Consider the following 15206-nt stretch of genomic DNA (forward strand, 5'->3'; position numbering starts at 1 on the left):
TGCGATGACTGATCCGGTGCTCACACTCAGGGGTATTTCCAAGCGCTACGGCCCTCTGGAAGTCCTGAAGAACGTCAGTCTCGATGTCTTTCCGGGCGAGGTCGTCGCCTTGCTCGGCGAAAACGGCGCGGGCAAATCGACCCTGTCGGGTATCATCGCCGGATCGCGCACGCCTTCCGAAGGTTCCATGACATGGCAGGGGCAACCTTACGCCCCTGCCAATCCGAGAGAGGCGATCGACAAAGGCGTGGTCCTGATCCACCAGGAGCTACAACTGCTTCCCGAGCTGACGATCGCCGAAAATGTCTTCATCGGCCGATGGCCGATGAAGAATGGCGTCGTCGACCGGGCACAAATGGTCAAACGCGCTCAAGAACAGCTCTCGCGCCTGAACCTGCATATTCCTGCAACGCGCAAGGTGGCGGGACTGTCGACCGCCAACCAGCAGCTTATTGAAATTGCCAAGGCCCTGGCGCTCGATGCGAAGCTGCTAATCCTCGACGAGCCAACGGCCGCACTCGGCGGTGCGGAAACCGAGGCGCTTTTCGAGCAGGTCAGGAAATTGCGCTCCGAAGGCGTCGGGATCATCTACATTTCGCACCGGATGGAAGAGATCAAGCAGATCACCGACCGCATTGTCGTTCTTCGCGACGGCGAACGTGTTCAGGAATTTGCCGATAGCTCGACCCCTGTCCGCACCATCGTTGAAAGCATKGTCGGCCGTTCGCTCGATAGAATGTTCCCGACATTGCCGGGGCCGCAGGATCGTCCGGTGTTGCAGGTCGAAGCGCTGACCTCGGTGGACGATTCGTTCCGCGATATCAGTTTCGAGGTCAGGGCCGGAGAAATTCTGGGTATAGCCGGCCTGGTCGGTGCGGGGCGAACCGAACTGGTGCGCGCCATCTCCGGAGCTGATCCGATAAGGTCCGGTGCAGTGCGCCTCAACGGCGTGCCGCTGAAACTACGCAGCCCGGCCGACGCCGTGGCGAGAGGCATCGTTATGGTGCCGGAAGACCGTAAGCTGCAGGGATTGGTCGTCAGCCACCGCATCGCTGAAAACCTCGTTTATCCAAACCTCGATCAGTTCGGAGGCCGCTGGATTACGTCTGCCATGAAACGGGATTTCGCAAAAAGAGCCATTTCGACATTTGGTATCAAGGGCCGTGCTGAGCAATTGGCCTCCGATCTCTCCGGCGGCAACCAGCAGAAGATCGTCATCGCAAAATGGCTGATGCGCGATCCCAAAGTGGTCGTGCTCGATGAACCGACCCGAGGCATCGATGTCGGCGCCCGCGCCGGCATCTACGACATTATTGTCGGTCTTGCGAACAGGGGCGTGGCCGTCATCGTGGTCAGCTCCGATCTGGAAGAGGTCCTCGGCGTATCAAACCGCATCCTGGTGCTTGCGCAAGGAAGACAGGCCGGGATCCTGGAGCGCGAGCAGGCAAACGACGTTTCCGTCATGGAATTGGCTACAATCTAAAATGACATCAAGAAAGGAAGAGCGATGCCTGACATCACTCTGAATGCTCCCAAGCTTTTCGATCTCTCCGGCCAAGTTGCCTTCGTGACCGGCGCCGGCAGCGGTATCGGCCAGCGCATCGCTATTGGCCTGGCTCAATGCGGCGCGGATGTTGCGTTGCTCGACCGCCGCAACGATGACGGCCTGTCGCAGACCGCCGAATTCGTCCGCAAGGCGGGACGCCGCTCGATCCAGATCGCCGCTGACGTGACCAACAAGGCAGCGCTTGCCGACGCGGTGGAAAGGGCGGATGTCGAACTTGGTCCCCTCTCCCTCGCACTTAACGCAGCAGGCATTGCGAACGCCAACCCAGCCGAGGAGATGGAAGAAGAGCAATATCAGACGCTGATGGACATCAACCTCAAGGGCGTCTTCCTGTCCTGCCAGGCCGAAGCACGCTCGATGCTCAAGAGGGGCAAGGGATCAATCGTCAATATCGCGTCCATGTCGGGCGTGATCGTCAATCGCGGTCTCAGCCAGTGCCACTACAACGCCTCCAAGGCCGGCGTCATCCACATGTCGAAGTCGCTGGCAATGGAATGGGTCGGCCGCGGCATTCGCGTCAACACAATCTCCCCGGGCTATACCGCGACACCGATGAACACCCGGCCGGAGATGGTCCACCAGACGAAGCTGTTTGAAGAGCAGACCCCGATGCAGCGCATGGCGACGGTCGATGAGATGGTTGGTCCGGCCGTATTTCTGCTTTCGGAGGCGGCAAGCTTTGTCACGGGTGTCGACTTGCTGGTCGACGGCGGCTTCTGCTGCTGGTGATGACGATGCCTCACAAGCTGATCGCCGGAAACTGGAAAATGAACGGGTTGCTCTCGGATTTGAACGAGATTGCCGCCATCGCGGTGGCAGCCGATGACGCTAAAGCCGAAGCAATCATATGCCCGCCTGCCACCCTTATCGATCGCGCTGCGTCGATAGCGAGAGGTTCAAAACTACGGATCGGCGGCCAGGATTGCCACGTTTCGTCAGCGGGCGCCCATACCGGCGACATTGCCGCGGACATGTTGGCCGATCTCGGAGCAACCTCTGTGATCCTCGGCCATTCCGAGCGTCGGGCGGACCATGGCGAGACCAGTGCTCTCGTCGCCGCAAAAGCGGCGGCCGCCTATCGCGCCGGACTGACGGCCATCATCTGCGTTGGCGAAACGGAGGATGAGAGGGCCGACGGAAAGACGCTCACGGTGGTCGAAGGTCAGCTTTCGGCATCTGTTCCGGACGACGCCTGTGCTGCCAACACCGTCATCGCCTACGAGCCCGTATGGGCAATTGGAACCGGCCGCGTTCCGACGGAGGCCGAGATTGCCGAAGTTCACGCCGCTTTGCGCGGCGCCGTGATCAAGCGTTTTGGCGCGGAAGGCCATGAGATACGGCTCCTTTACGGCGGCTCCGTGAAGCCATCGAACGCGGCCTCGCTCTTTGCCATTGCCGGCGTAGACGGCGCGCTTGTCGGGGGAGCCTCCCTCAAGGCGTCGGATTTCGCGGCAATACTTCGCGCGGTTCCTTGAAGGCGAGACCGATCGCTTGTTCGGCCTCCGACAGGGCCTTGAAGTTTACTTTGATAAGCGCCGTTCGCGGGAAGCACGGCGATTGACCGGGAGACATCCGAATGAACCGCTTCGAAAACAAGACCGTCGTCATCACCGGAGGCAGCCGGGGCATTGGTGCCGCCATCGCAAGACGCTTTGCGAGAGAGGGCGCGAATCTCGTCGTTTCCGCCAATGAGGAACCGGTGCACTCCGTCGCCGAGCAGATCAAGAAGGACGGCGGCAAAGCGATCTCCTTCGTCGGTGACGTCACGGATAAAGCAAGTGTGAAGGCCCTTTACGACGCGGCGGAAGATGCCTTCGGTTCTGTCGACGTCTCGATCCAGAATGCCGGCGTCATTACGATCGCGCGGATTGAAGACATGACCGAAGGCGAGTGGGACAAGGTCATGGCCGTCAACACCAAGGGTGTTTTCCTGTGCGCGCAGGAAGCGATCCTGCGCATGCGCAAGCATTGTCGCGGCGGACGCATCATCAATACCGCATCGGGACAGGCGCGAGACGGCTTTATCTATACGCCGCACTATGCCGCCTCGAAGATGGGCGTGGTCGGGATCACGCAGAGCCTCGCAAAGGAAGTCGCCACTGAAAACATAACCGTCAATGCCTTCTGCCCCGGCATCATCGAGACCGACATGTGGGCCTATAATGATCAGGCCTGGGGTAAGCTCCTCGGCAATTACGGTMCGGGCGAGTTGATGAAAGAATGGGTCGAAGGCATTCCGATGAAGCGCGCCGGTTCAGGCGAAGACGTCGCCGGCCTCGTCACCTTTCTCGCGAGCGATGATGCTGCCTACATCACGGGGCAGACGATCAATGTCGATGGCGGTCTCATCATGTCCTGACCGCGGTCGGCTAAGAGAAACCAAGCTGTTCACCGGCTGTGTCGCATAAAAGACAGTGAGAGGGAAACTGCCCTCTTGCAGGAAGCCATATCGATCGCCTATCTTATCCGCGTTCTCAGGGCGGGGTGAAACTCCCCACCGGCGGTATCGAGGAAACTCGGAGCCCGCGAGCGCCTCTGCAAATCGCGGAGGGTCAGCAGACCCGGTGAGAGGCCGGGGCCGACGGTTAAAGTCCGGATGGAAGAGAGCAACCGTGCGAGCACCACAAGTGTCGTGGTGTGTCCGCAGGCTTGTTCGCCCAAGGGATAAACAGTGACTTCGAAAGAAGTCTTGGATGCCGCAAAAGCGGCTAACCCTTGAAAGGCAAAGTGCATGGCAATTTCTAAAATCGAAGATGCAATCGCGGCGATTTCGCGTGGTGAGATCGTTGTTGTCGTTGATGATCAGGATCGGGAAAACGAGGGCGACCTCGTGATTGCGTCTGATGCCATCACGCCTGCGGCAATTGCCTTCATGATGAATTATGCGCGCGGACTGATCTGCGTGGCGATGGAGGGTGAAAGGCTGGATGAGCTCGACATTCCCCTCATGGTTCCGCGCAATACCGAGGTTCTGAAGACCGCCTTCACGGTGTCCGTGGACTACATTCCGGAAACGACGACAGGGATTTCTGCAGCCGATCGTGCGGCGACGGTTCGCGCCCTTGTTACGCAGGGCACCCAGCCTGACGACCTTGCCCGCCCGGGCCACATTTTTCCGCTGCGTGCGCACCCGGCGGGCGTGCTTGGACGCCCCGGCCATACCGAGGCTGCCGTCGATCTCGCAAGGCTTGCAGGCTACTCCGGATCTGGGGTGATCTGCGAAGTCGCCAATGACGACGGCACCATGGCGCGCCTTCCGGATCTTGAGAAGTTCGCCGAACGTCACGGTCTTCTCCTGGTGACAATCGAAGATCTGATCACCTACCTGACTGATCAGCGCGATCTTGCGACACCGGAAATGTCGGCCGCCTAATCGCTCAAAATAGATGCCGACATGGCGCGTTTTGTTGCAAAAAATTCTTGTCGTAGAATGAGTCGGCCGTGAAGAACTGCGGCAGGTATCCGCCCGGTTGGTTCAGAGCGTGAGGGCTACAGACATCGTTGCGCGACTGGGGGGTGACGAATTCGCTATCATACTCCCTGCCGCAATGGATGAAGATGGGGCCTGCCATCTCGCTCAACGAATAATCGATTAATGAAAGCGGCGGATATCGCTCTTTATAGCGCGAAGTCGAGCGGCCGGGGCACTTACAGACGCTTTAATGTGGCGATGCATGCTCAACTGCAAGCGCACCAGCAGATCAAGATTGCGCTCCGAGGTGCGCTGGAGAGGAACGAATTCGAGCTGCATTACCAGCCGCTAATTAACTTACGATCGCGCCGTGTAACAGGCTGCGAAGCGCTTTTGCGGTGGCGCAGTCCCGAAAGAGGCATGATTTCCCCGTCRGAGTTCATTCCCATTGCCGAGGAAACCGGGCTGATCGTGCCGATGGGCGAGTGGATTCTCGCTCAAGCCTGCCGCCAGGCTGCTCGATGGCCCGAGCATGTCAGCATAGCCGTCAACCTATCGCCCGTCCAATTCAAGCATCGGAACCTTGTTAAGACGGTGGCCGATGCCCTATCTGCTTCCGGCCTCGCTCCGGCACGTTTGCAAGTGGAGATAACGGAATCGGTCYTGYTKGACGAGAGCGAACACAATCTCCACGTGCTCCAGGAGCTGCGTGGCCTTGGAGTGAAAATCGCCATGGACGATTTCGGAACAGGCTATTCGTCGCTCGGCTATCTCAGAAGCTTTCCCTTCGACAAGATCAAGGTGGATCAAGCCTTTGTCCGCGACCTGCCGCMYGGAAAGGAATCGCTCGCAATCGTCAGAGCCGTCGCCGGCCTTGGTGAGAGTTTGGGCATAACGACAACAATCGAGGGCATCGAGACGGAGGATCAGCTTGCGATCGTCAATGCGGAAGGATYCCATGAGGTTCAGGGCTATATCTTTTCGCGGCCGCTGCCGGCATCCGAGGTCTCCAAACTCATAAACGGCCAACTCTGATCCGGCTAGACCAGGCGGCTAGAAGCCGAGCAGTGGTAAATACCCCCGGGCTTTGCTTGGCAAAGCCGGGGGGTCTCCCGCTGACGCTAGGCAGGCCTTGCATCAAGGCAACTCGTCATTGGCGCCGCCGCTGGCGGCGGCAGGTCGCTGGACCAGCTGATTGCCCGACTAGAATGTCTAAGCAGATTCCGCTGGGTTGACCAACGGATGGTATTTGTGATTCGGTGTTTGGGTTGATTTGTCGTGATGGCAGATGGTGGGCAAGTCTCTGGTGGCGGCGGATGAGAAGCAGCGCGCGGCGTTGGAAAGGCTGGCCCGTTCGCGCGAGCGCGGTGAAGCGGATCGGGCTCGGGCGAGCTTGTTGACGCTTTCGGGCTGGACCAGCCCGCGCATTGCGGAAGCCTTTGGTGTGCGCGAAGATACGGTTCAGCTGTGGCGCAGCGATTTCATGGGCGGCGGCGTCGAGGCGTTGAAGTCGACCATCGCGCCCGGCTCGGCGCCGGTGAAGACCGAGGCGGCGCTGCGCGTTGTTGCGCCGCTGCTCGAAGCGCCGGTCGCCGACCGGCCCAACTGGACGATTGCCCGTCTGGGGGCCTTCAGCGACAGTTCCGCCACTCCCGCCAATGGCACCGATGGTTCGTCCTTCAAACCGGATGGGAATGCCACCGCCGAAGACCACGATCCTTCCACCATACGAATGCTGAATGCCGTAGAGTTCGGCGCCAGGTTGGGCCAGTGCACCGAGCGCCTCGGTCCGGTTGTTGAAAATGTGAGCGGCAAAGGCCTTGTCGATGGCGAGCTCGGCTGACCCTACCATGGCCCCTTCCTGGCGAACAAAGGAGAGCAGGTGCCCAGACGCTTCGACGATGGCGATTGAGCAGGCAACTTCCAGGGCGCCGGCGGCCGCGATGCACCTTTCGATCATCTGTCGCGCACCCGACAGCAGCATCGCTGGAATCGTGGTGGACATAAAAACTCCGGTTTCTGAAGGCGATCTGTCGACGCACTGGCCGTCGGCAGATCACGATATTTCAGCGCGTTCAGGCGGCCCTAGTATTCATCTGGTCCAGAGCTGCGATCAGTGCTTCTGCTGCCTTGCTCGATGAGGCCGGGTTCTGACCGGTGATGAGCTGGCCATCGACCACTGTGTGCACGCTMCAGTCCTTGACCTTGGAAAAGACCGCGCCGAGACCGACCAGCTCGTCTTCGACAAGGAACGGCACGACCTTTGTGAGACCCACAGCCTCTTCCTCGGAATTGGTGAAGCCGGTGACGGAGCGTCCCTGAACGAAGGGGGTACCGTCGGGATTGGTCACGTGACGCAGGACGCCCGGCGCGTGGCAAACGAGGGCGATCGGCTTGCCGGCCCCGACAAAGGATTCGATCAGCCTGATCGAATGCGGATCTTCAGCCAGATCCCACAACGGGCCGTGGCCGCCGGGATAGAAGACCGTATCGAAGTCCCTCTGATCGACGCTCTCCAGGTGCACAGTCTCCGCAAGTTGCGCCTTGGCTGCCTCATCGGCGCTGAAGCGCCGCGTCAGGTCGGTCTGGAACATCGGCTCGTCGCTCTTTGGGTCGAGCGGCGGCTGACCGCCTTTCGGTGAGGCGAGGGTGATTTCGGCACCGGCATCCTTGAAGACATAGTAGGGCGCTGCCAGCTCTTCGAGCCAGAAGCCGGTCTTCCTGCCGGTGTCGCCGAGCATGTCGTGAGAAGTGAGAACCATAAGGACTTTCATTGTCGGATCCTTCCGTCAGATGGCGCGATCAAGCCTCGCAGCCGGTTGAATTGGAGTTCGGTCAGCCGCAATGGCCTTTCGATGTGGTGACAATGGCAGATGCCTACATATTTCGGAAATTTACTTCCTTGATTTTAGATATTCATATGAGATTATATCTTAATGAGATACGATCTGAACCTGCTCCCGGTTTTCTTGGCTCTGATGGAGGAGCGGAGCGTGACTCGAGCTGCCGCGCGACTGGGCATTACCCAGCCTGCGCTGTCCAATTCCCTCAATCGCCTGCGCGAGACCTTACGCGATCCGCTGTTCATCCGGGAACGGTACGGTATCAAGCCAACGCAACTGGCCGAGGAGATCGCTCCGACAATCGAAGCGGCGCTGGCACAACTAGACGATCTMGTTTTTAACCAGCAGGAGTTTCGGCCAGCGGAGGCCGAACGCCTGTTCACGATTGCCCCCAACAGCTATGCGGAACTCGTTTTGATGCCGGCGCTTGCAGCGAGAATGCTCGAGCTAGCGCCCGGCATCAAGCTCCGCATGACGCCATTTGGCAACGATCTCGCCGAAACCGGCATCGTTTCCGGTACCACCGCCATGGTACTTGGCCGGATCGTAGATCCGCCTGATAACCTCGTCGTCCAACACCTTATGGACGATGGGCTTGCCTGCGTGGTGCGCAGAAATCATCCCGAGATTGGAGACCATATATCCCGGGAACAGTTTGAGAGCCTCAAGCACGTGAACGTACTGCCACCGGGCCGGCTGCGCGCGGGCCTCTTCCAGGTATTGGGGCAGCAAAACCTCAAGCGAGAGGTCGCCGTGTCCGTGACGCACTTCCTTGCCGTGCCCGAGATGCTCGTCGTAACAGATTACTGCGCGACGCTACCGCGCCTGATTTGTAGGAGCCTCGAGCGGGATCCGCGCCTCAAGGTACTACCGCCGCCCGTCGATCTCGGTACTTTCCCGGTGCAGATGGCCTGGCACCTTCGCTATCGCCACGACCCAGCCCACAGGTGGTTACGTTCGATGATCGGCGAATTGGCAAGAGAAATGACCGCAAAAGAGACTTAAAATCGATTGCTCGTAATCGCGTCCGTCTAGGAGGGCACTGTGCCGTCTGTGGAGACCCGTTCCAACCGTTGTTATGTGGTGAAGCCGGCCAAAATCCTATCGTTTGAAAGTTGTCATGGTCACCCAGGATAATGGAACCGATGGCATAGGGGCCGAATTCCGTCGCTGATGAATCAGCGACGAAAGCACGCCTTCTGATCTTCATTTTACTGACGTATGAGCTGATGACACGGTTCCGTAAGACGTAACTGACGCCCATGCAAAGTGGTAATGATCCAGATCGCAGGCTCAAGGGCAGACCGGAGAGATCACCTTGTCGAAGACTTCCCGGAGCCCGCTATAGGCCAATTCCGGTCCGGCGGTTGTTATCGGCACCCACTTCACCTCACGGGAATTCTTCTCGGGATAGTCGATAGCCGTATCGTGGACGGACAGAAGATGTACGGCGACTGCATATCTTAAGAGACGCCCTTCCTTGTCCTTGTGGTAGGAGAACGATCCAATCCTCTGTTTCGTCACTTCGCCAATGACGCCGGCTTCCTCGAAAGCCTCTCTTTGGGCCGCCTCAAATGACGTCTCGCCCGGTTCGATATGTCTTTTCGGGATACCCCAGCCACCGTGGCTGCGGCTGGAGATCAGGAGAACTTCGGTCTCTCCGAACTCACCACGCGGTCGCAAACAGATGGCGCCAGCCTGCGCGATCTGCCGTGCGGGCGTTGCCAACTCCAAGTGATCATTCCGCGTCCAGCTACGGACGAGTTCGATTGTCATCGTCGCTTCCACCGTGTTTTTGACGAATGTGCCTCAAGCATTAGGGGGAACGAAAATCGCATTCCTTCGCCGTCTGATGTCAAATGGCAAATGCCTCGCACGCTACGGCACGGCACGGCATCTTCATTTTCGATTGGCGGCTCCTCCCTCCATCCCGGCGCGACTTCATTTATTTCTCACACCGGCAACGTCTCCAACAGCAGCACGTGCAGCGGCGTACTCGCGATCGTCGAAAATGGTTCCTGTCAGTTCCGCCACGCCGTTCATGACGATCACGCTAGTCGAGGATGTTTCCGCTCCATCGCTGCGCTGCGATCTCATCGACAATCGCCGATTCGATACGAGCGTCGTCGTCCGGGGCCAAAGCGACCTCGGACATCGCGTTTGCCAAGGCCCGCATGAAATCCGACCGGGAGACAATGCCGACGACTTTTTCGTCGGCGACGACAGGTAGCCGCTTGATGGCGTGCTTCTCCATGATCGACGCGGCAGCCACGGAGTCGGTGTCCGGCGAGACCGTCTCGACGGGCGAGGACATGACTTCCTCGACCTTGCGCCCGTGCGAGCGCACATATTCTTCCGCCATCTTGCCTACGTTCACAAAGAAGGAAAGCCATCGCGACCTCGCCTTCTCGGTGCCGGGTTCACCCCATCTGAGGAAGTCGCTCTCGGTAATAATCCCCACAAGCCGGCCATGATCGTCCAACACTGGAAGGCCGCCCACCCGTCTTTCGAGCATAAGTTTTGCTGCATCGATGAGCGGAGTAGAAGGAGCCACCGTGGTCACCGGAGAAGTCATAAGGAAACGAATAAGCATGGTGGTCTCCGATATGGTGGTGCTGCGACGCGTGCGGAGTGAACTGAACCGCAGTTCACTCCATCACAATCGCAGCACAGTGGGTCTCATCCGTCATCACCAAGACTTCGGCAAAGACCTTTGCCGGTTGCTGGATTGCCTCGATCATGAAGGAACGGCGTCGAGCCTGCCTTGATCGGGATCAAAAGGGTTGCGTTGCGTCGCACGAAATTTTCTCTGGCACAGCTACGTTCCTGCGCGCAGCGGGAACTTCAATCCAATGGTCTTAACATTTCGGTAGAGTGGCAATACCACAAAGATGATGGCCTAGAAGGCCGTCAGAAACCTTTAAGGCGGCGTTGGCGTGAGAACTGGAATCAAAATCGCCCCCTGCGTGAGTGCCACTGACGTCAGGAGGCGGATTGAGGACGGATTCGAACGCGACGTCGAATTCGAAGCCAGAACCATACAGGTCCGGCTACGCTATTGCCACACCGGAGCAATCAGGTTAAGCCCCCGCGGAGCACTGCGCCTGTATCAGCAGCCTAAGGTTCAACCGTGAAAGCAATGTGCATTCCCGCACTGAAGTGCCCCTGTTCATTGCAGAACAGCTCGTACTTGCCGGGTTTGAGGATCAAGGTGGTACTGCGCGACTTGCCCGGATGAACATCGCCGAGTTCTTTGAGGCCCTTGAACTTGTCTTCATCGACGCGCGTGCCGCTTGCATCAATCGGAAAATCCGCTGGGGCAAGATCTGTCTTCACGAGGAGAAGTTCATGATCTTCGTCGGTGGACACGTTCTTTACCTGGAACTGAACTTTGCCCGCTTGGACGTGATCAGTGCTTAATGTGACGCCTTGCGAACCATCTGGTTTGTTCCACAGCTCCGCCTTAACGACGGTCAGGCCAGAGGCGTAAGCCGGAATCGCAAGGTTAAGAAAGATCGTAGTAACAACGGGCGCAATCAATGATGATCTGATCATGATATCCTCCCCTTCATGCTCTGCACATCAAGTGCCAAAGTAACAACAAGCATACTTGCCCTACGAAGACGCGAATTGATTTGCGTCAAGATCCACGCACCGCGGTTATTTTTAGCCACACGCCACGGCCTTTAATTGGCGAGACACTACTGCCGCTGTCGCGGTTTCTGCGTCTGCTTTTCCGCTTCGCTTTGATGGTTGGCTTGTTTCAGCACATGAATGTCTTCTCCGACGAGTGCCAGCATTCCGAGGCTGTCGGGAGATGAACTGAGCCGTGCATGGATAGACAATGGCGATGCCATTCGCTTCGCCCAGCTCCTCGTTTAGTCACGGGGGGCAAAGCCGCACCCTCGCGGGAATCCGTTCGGAATGGGGTATGGCCATTTTGCTCTTCCCAAGACTTGGATATCTGATGGAAGGGATATCGAAGTTCATCCCAAGGGCCAAGGCCTGACACCGGTAATCTTGAGGAAATGGAAGATCGCCGCGCGGCCCTTAAATGCGATAGGTCACGGGAGATGGCAGCAAAAGGGTTAGCTGAGCAAGGGGTTTGTTTGGCTCTTTCCAGCAAACGGTCTGAAATGATGGTTCAGTCGTTCTGGCCCTTCATCGCACTTCATTCAATTATCTCGTTCATCGGACCCACGCGACACTCCCCTACCCCGCCAAAATGCTGCCTCCTCTTCGGCTGTTATATAACCTTCAGACTCCGGCGATGGGGGGGCTTGTTCTTCTGGGTAGCCTACCTCCAGAAATTCTTCCGCTCGCAGATAAGCCAGGGCTTCCGGTCGAACCTCAATCTCCAGCACATGTACCGCCACCTCGCCAGAATATTCCTTGATTGGCTCGGCATAAGAATAACGCGCCCACGGAAAGAGTTGGGTCATCAGCTCATGAAGACTGCGGGCGCGAATACGATAATCAACCTGCATCTCCGGCTCGCTGTTGGCTAGAAAAACGCGCAAATTGCAGAAGATTGGGGAAAAATCCCCCCATTCGTCCCATATGAATATCGCAGTCTGATGGCCAATCCTCTCCATCAAAAAGCGATCGAGCGCAAATGCCGACCGCAACAACAGTTCCGAATCCAGTGAAATGCCTTCCTCGAAACTCAATCTCGCCGATCCATCCAAGATGTTGGATGATGGAACGGCCAGCAACCATTCTTCCCCGGATTTGCTGCACGATTCCGAGTTGACCCATTGCCACAGAACACAATGGCGATCCGGGTCGAAAAGGAACACACAAACCGACAGGCAATGCGATGCCCAGTAGTCTACAGAGCGCCTTTCGAGTTGGTGAAGGTAGTTGCCGCTGTCGTCCTTTTCTGACGGCGCCGGCCAGATCCGCATCGGTAGAAAGCKACCGGTCGACCATCCATTGTCGAGAATCTCGGCGCGAGCATCAATGCCACTCTCTTGGGGATATGAGAGCCGGCGGAAAGACCATTTAAAGTCTTGGATAAACACTTGCTCGACAGCATCGATCGCTGCGCAAATAGCAGGATCTGCATGAAAAGCGCTGAGACTCATGACGCGCTGGCGTCTTCGCGACAGCTCTTCCGGACCGGCTGTTACGAAGAGGCGATACATTGCCGTCACAGCGGCAACGATTGCAAGAATAACTGCCTGCAGACGTCCAGTCATCGAACCCTGCCGTCAAACTAAAGCAGTTCAGCGCCCTACGGAATCGCTAGACTGCTCTATCTCTTTGTTTTCACGCAATTCCGGGCGGAAAACCGCTACGCACTTTTCCTCGAAATGCTCTAACCTGCCCGTTCGCTTACATGATCTAGCAGTGCCAGCAAGCCTTTGAGGATATCCGTTGGTGATGGGGGACAGCCCGAAATGTGCAAGTCGACGGGCACGATCTTCGAAACCCCACCGACCACGGCGTAACTTCCGGCAAAGCAGCCGCCACTACGCGCGCAGTCACCCAGCGCAACGACCCATTTGGGATCTGGCGTAGCATCATATGTCCGTTCGAGGGCTTCTGCCATGTTCTTCGTCACGGGGCCAGTGACGATGAGCACGTCGGCATGACGAGGCGAGGCCACGAAACGGATGCCAAACCGTTCGATATCATAGAAAGCATTACTCAGAGCATGCATTTCGAGTTCGCAACCATTGCAGGATCCGGCGTCGATGGCGCGGATCGCCAGACTACGACCGAGCCTACGGCGCGCCTTATCGTCAACAGCAGCCGCGAGCTCTTTAGCTGCTGCATCGGCACTGACCGGTGCAGGCTCCGTCAAAGGCGGCAGTATCAAGCTTTCGAACAGGAGCCTGCGCATAGCTTATTTGCCCTTATAGATCGTGCCCCGAATATGAGCAGTTGAATGACTTGTTGCAGAGCGGAAAGTCGGCGACGATATTGTCTTTGATGGCGGCCTCCAGCAGCGGCCACTGAAACCAGGAGGGATCGCGCAGATGGCAGCGTTCGATCCTTCCCTCGGATGTGAGACGTAGCCATGCCAGGACATCGCCGCGGAATCCTTCCACAAGAGCCACACCCTCTCGAATTTCATTGACAAGCGGAACATCCGAGAGAACGGGGCCGTCCGGCAGCCGGTCGAGAATTTGTTCGACKAGCGACAGGCTGTGCTCGATTTCACGAACGCGTATCCATACCCGGGCGTTTACGTCGCCGTCGCTAAGCAGCGGCATATCGAAGATCAGTTCGTCATAGGGCGGATAGGCAAGGTTACGCCGGGCGTCGAAGCTGCGGCCGGCCGCCCGCCCGACATAACCGCCTGCACCATATTGCCCGGCAAGCCCGTTATGCACCGTGCCCGCGCCGACCGTCCGGTCTTGAAGCGAGGCGGTATTGTCGTAAAGTTCCACCAGAGCGGGGAATTTCCGGCTGAGCTCGGCATGCAGTACCCGCAAGCCGGCTTGTCCGTTGCCATCAAGGTCAGCGGCAACGCCGCCAGGTACGATACGGTCGCGCATCAGCCTGTGCCCGAAAGCGGCACCAACGGCGCGCAGGACATGTTCACGCAGCACGCCGCAATGGGCGAGCATCAGTGCAAAGGCGGCGTCATTACAGATGGCGCCTATATCCCCGAGATGATTGGCGAGCCGCTCGAGTTCGGCCATCAGCGCACGTAGCCAAACGGCGCGCGGCGGGATCTCTATCCCGAGGGCGGCTTCCACCGCCCGCGAAAAGGCATAGGCATAAGCGACGGTGCTGTCCCCGGACGTCCGCCCGGCAAGCTGCAATCCGCGAGCCAGATCGGTACCCACCATCAGCGCCTCGACCCCCTTGTGGACATAGCCGAACCGTTCCTCTAGTCGAACGACAGTTTCACCATTGGCCGTGAAGCGAAAATGCCCGGGCTCGATGATGCCGGCATGCACCGGCCCGACTGGTATCTGGTGTAGGTTCTCTCCATCGGCATACAGAAAGGCGTAGGATAATTCAGGGGCAGGCGCACTGCGCGTTCCCAGTGGGAACCGCAGACCCCAGCGGCCGTGGTCGATCCACGGCCTGTTATCCGGCAGTCCCTCAGGTTCCAATCCCGTGAGGTCGCGGAGCGTTCGTTCCAGGCGTAGTGCCGGCGGATGGTATTGTGCGATGGAGGGATAGCCATTCTGCAGTTCCTCCAGGCTAAGGATGGCGGCCATACCGGCTTGTTCGTCGAGCAAAGCCAGATGCACGGCGTTACGCTCTCCCCAGAGGCCGAGCATCGTCAATTGTCCTTCGGATAGTCGCGAGCCAGCCGATATCCAAGTAGAAGCATCGGCGATCACACGCGGCCAGGGCCCGTGATGCGCAATGGGGCGGCTATTTCGAATGAGATCATTCAACATCGACATATTCCGGCTCC

14 protein-coding genes, 3 pseudogenes and 1 riboswitch are annotated in these 15206 nt (G+C 58.2%); of the genes and pseudogenes, 9 read left to right on the forward strand and 8 right to left on the reverse strand.

The annotated features are described in order from the left end of the window. Positions 1–4 precede the first annotated feature (4 nt). The 7 genes and pseudogenes from QD357_RS24000 to QD357_RS24030 form a co-directional block, all read left to right on the forward strand. Complete coding sequence (locus QD357_RS24000; protein ID WP_414125157.1) at positions 5–1483, forward strand: sugar ABC transporter ATP-binding protein; 1479 nt, start codon at positions 5–7, stop codon at positions 1481–1483. 24 nt (positions 1484–1507) lie between these two features. Further along, on the forward strand, positions 1508–2296 hold the full coding sequence (locus QD357_RS24005; protein WP_183938555.1) for an SDR family oxidoreductase: 789 nt from the start codon (positions 1508–1510) through the stop codon (positions 2294–2296). A gap of 5 nt (positions 2297–2301) precedes the next feature. Then, positions 2302–3042 (forward strand): triose-phosphate isomerase, encoded by a 741-nt coding sequence (gene tpiA, locus QD357_RS24010; protein ID WP_414125158.1) that lies wholly within the window; start codon positions 2302–2304, stop codon positions 3040–3042. 101 nt (positions 3043–3143) lie between these two features. Next, entirely contained in the window at positions 3144–3926 is a 783-nt protein-coding gene (locus QD357_RS24015; protein ID WP_414125159.1) for a glucose 1-dehydrogenase, read from the forward strand. A 107-nt stretch (positions 3927–4033) separates the two neighbouring features. Then, positions 4034–4179, forward strand: a riboswitch (FMN riboswitch). Between the two features lie 119 nt (positions 4180–4298). Beyond that, the gene (gene ribB, locus QD357_RS24020; RefSeq protein ID WP_183938552.1) at positions 4299–4940 is read left to right on the forward strand and encodes a 3,4-dihydroxy-2-butanone-4-phosphate synthase; all 642 of its coding nucleotides are present in this window, start codon (positions 4299–4301) and stop codon (positions 4938–4940) included. A gap of 76 nt (positions 4941–5016) precedes the next feature. Continuing rightward, positions 5017–6014: pseudogene (locus tag QD357_RS24025) on the forward strand (putative bifunctional diguanylate cyclase/phosphodiesterase); the annotation flags it as partial. A 253-nt stretch (positions 6015–6267) separates the two neighbouring features. Continuing rightward, positions 6268–6477, forward strand: a pseudogene (locus QD357_RS24030) (helix-turn-helix domain-containing protein); the annotation flags it as partial. A gap of 192 nt (positions 6478–6669) precedes the next feature. On the opposite strand, the pseudogene QD357_RS24035 reads toward QD357_RS24030, so the two are convergent. Together QD357_RS24035 and QD357_RS24040 are read right to left on the reverse strand one after the other, a co-directional pair. Next, positions 6670–6984: pseudogene (locus QD357_RS24035) on the reverse strand (GlcG/HbpS family heme-binding protein); the annotation flags it as partial. A 70-nt stretch (positions 6985–7054) separates the two neighbouring features. Next, on the reverse strand, positions 7055–7753 hold the full coding sequence (locus QD357_RS24040; protein WP_414125160.1) for a type 1 glutamine amidotransferase domain-containing protein: 699 nt from the start codon (positions 7751–7753) through the stop codon (positions 7055–7057). Positions 7754–7915: 162 nt separating this feature from the next. Between QD357_RS24040 and QD357_RS24045 the strand changes: the two genes are divergently transcribed. Next, positions 7916–8827, forward strand: a complete 912-nt coding sequence (locus QD357_RS24045; RefSeq protein WP_414125161.1) for a LysR substrate-binding domain-containing protein — start codon at positions 7916–7918, stop codon at positions 8825–8827. A 288-nt stretch (positions 8828–9115) separates the two neighbouring features. On the opposite strand, the gene QD357_RS24050 is transcribed toward QD357_RS24045, so the two are convergent. Both QD357_RS24050 and QD357_RS24055 read right to left on the reverse strand, forming a co-directional pair. After that, positions 9116–9598 (reverse strand): NUDIX hydrolase, encoded by a 483-nt coding sequence (locus QD357_RS24050; protein ID WP_414125162.1) that lies wholly within the window; start codon positions 9596–9598, stop codon positions 9116–9118. A gap of 277 nt (positions 9599–9875) precedes the next feature. After that, positions 9876–10415: a CBS domain-containing protein gene (locus QD357_RS24055; RefSeq protein WP_183940046.1), complete on the reverse strand. Its 540-nt coding sequence runs from the start codon at positions 10413–10415 to the stop codon at positions 9876–9878. On the opposite strand from QD357_RS24055, the gene QD357_RS24060 reads away from it, so the two are divergent. Next, positions 10414–10590: a hypothetical protein gene (locus tag QD357_RS24060; protein WP_183940044.1), complete on the forward strand. Its 177-nt coding sequence runs from the start codon at positions 10414–10416 to the stop codon at positions 10588–10590. The two genes, QD357_RS24055 and QD357_RS24060, sit on opposite strands and share 2 nt — an antisense overlap. 349 nt (positions 10591–10939) lie before the next feature. Here the strand turns inward: QD357_RS24060 and QD357_RS24065 are convergent, their stop codons facing one another. From QD357_RS24065 to QD357_RS24080, 4 genes are all read right to left on the reverse strand, one after another. Then, positions 10940–11377 carry a plastocyanin/azurin family copper-binding protein gene (locus QD357_RS24065; protein WP_414125163.1) on the reverse strand — a complete coding sequence of 146 codons (438 nt, stop codon included), beginning with the start codon at positions 11375–11377 and terminating at the stop codon, positions 10940–10942. A gap of 620 nt (positions 11378–11997) precedes the next feature. Further along, positions 11998–13023 carry a DUF4365 domain-containing protein gene (locus QD357_RS24070; protein WP_414125164.1) on the reverse strand — a complete coding sequence of 342 codons (1026 nt, stop codon included), beginning with the start codon at positions 13021–13023 and terminating at the stop codon, positions 11998–12000. A gap of 119 nt (positions 13024–13142) precedes the next feature. Then, positions 13143–13670: an NADH-quinone oxidoreductase subunit B family protein gene (locus QD357_RS24075; RefSeq protein ID WP_414125165.1), complete on the reverse strand. Its 528-nt coding sequence runs from the start codon at positions 13668–13670 to the stop codon at positions 13143–13145. Positions 13671–13683: 13 nt separating this feature from the next. Continuing rightward, complete coding sequence (locus QD357_RS24080; RefSeq protein ID WP_414125166.1) at positions 13684–15195, reverse strand: hydrogenase expression protein HypE; 1512 nt, start codon at positions 15193–15195, stop codon at positions 13684–13686. Positions 15196–15206 lie beyond the last annotated feature (11 nt).

Source organism: Rhizobium sp. BR 317 (genome assembly GCF_047445835.1).
Classification (GTDB): domain Bacteria; phylum Pseudomonadota; class Alphaproteobacteria; order Rhizobiales; family Rhizobiaceae; genus Rhizobium; species Rhizobium paranaense.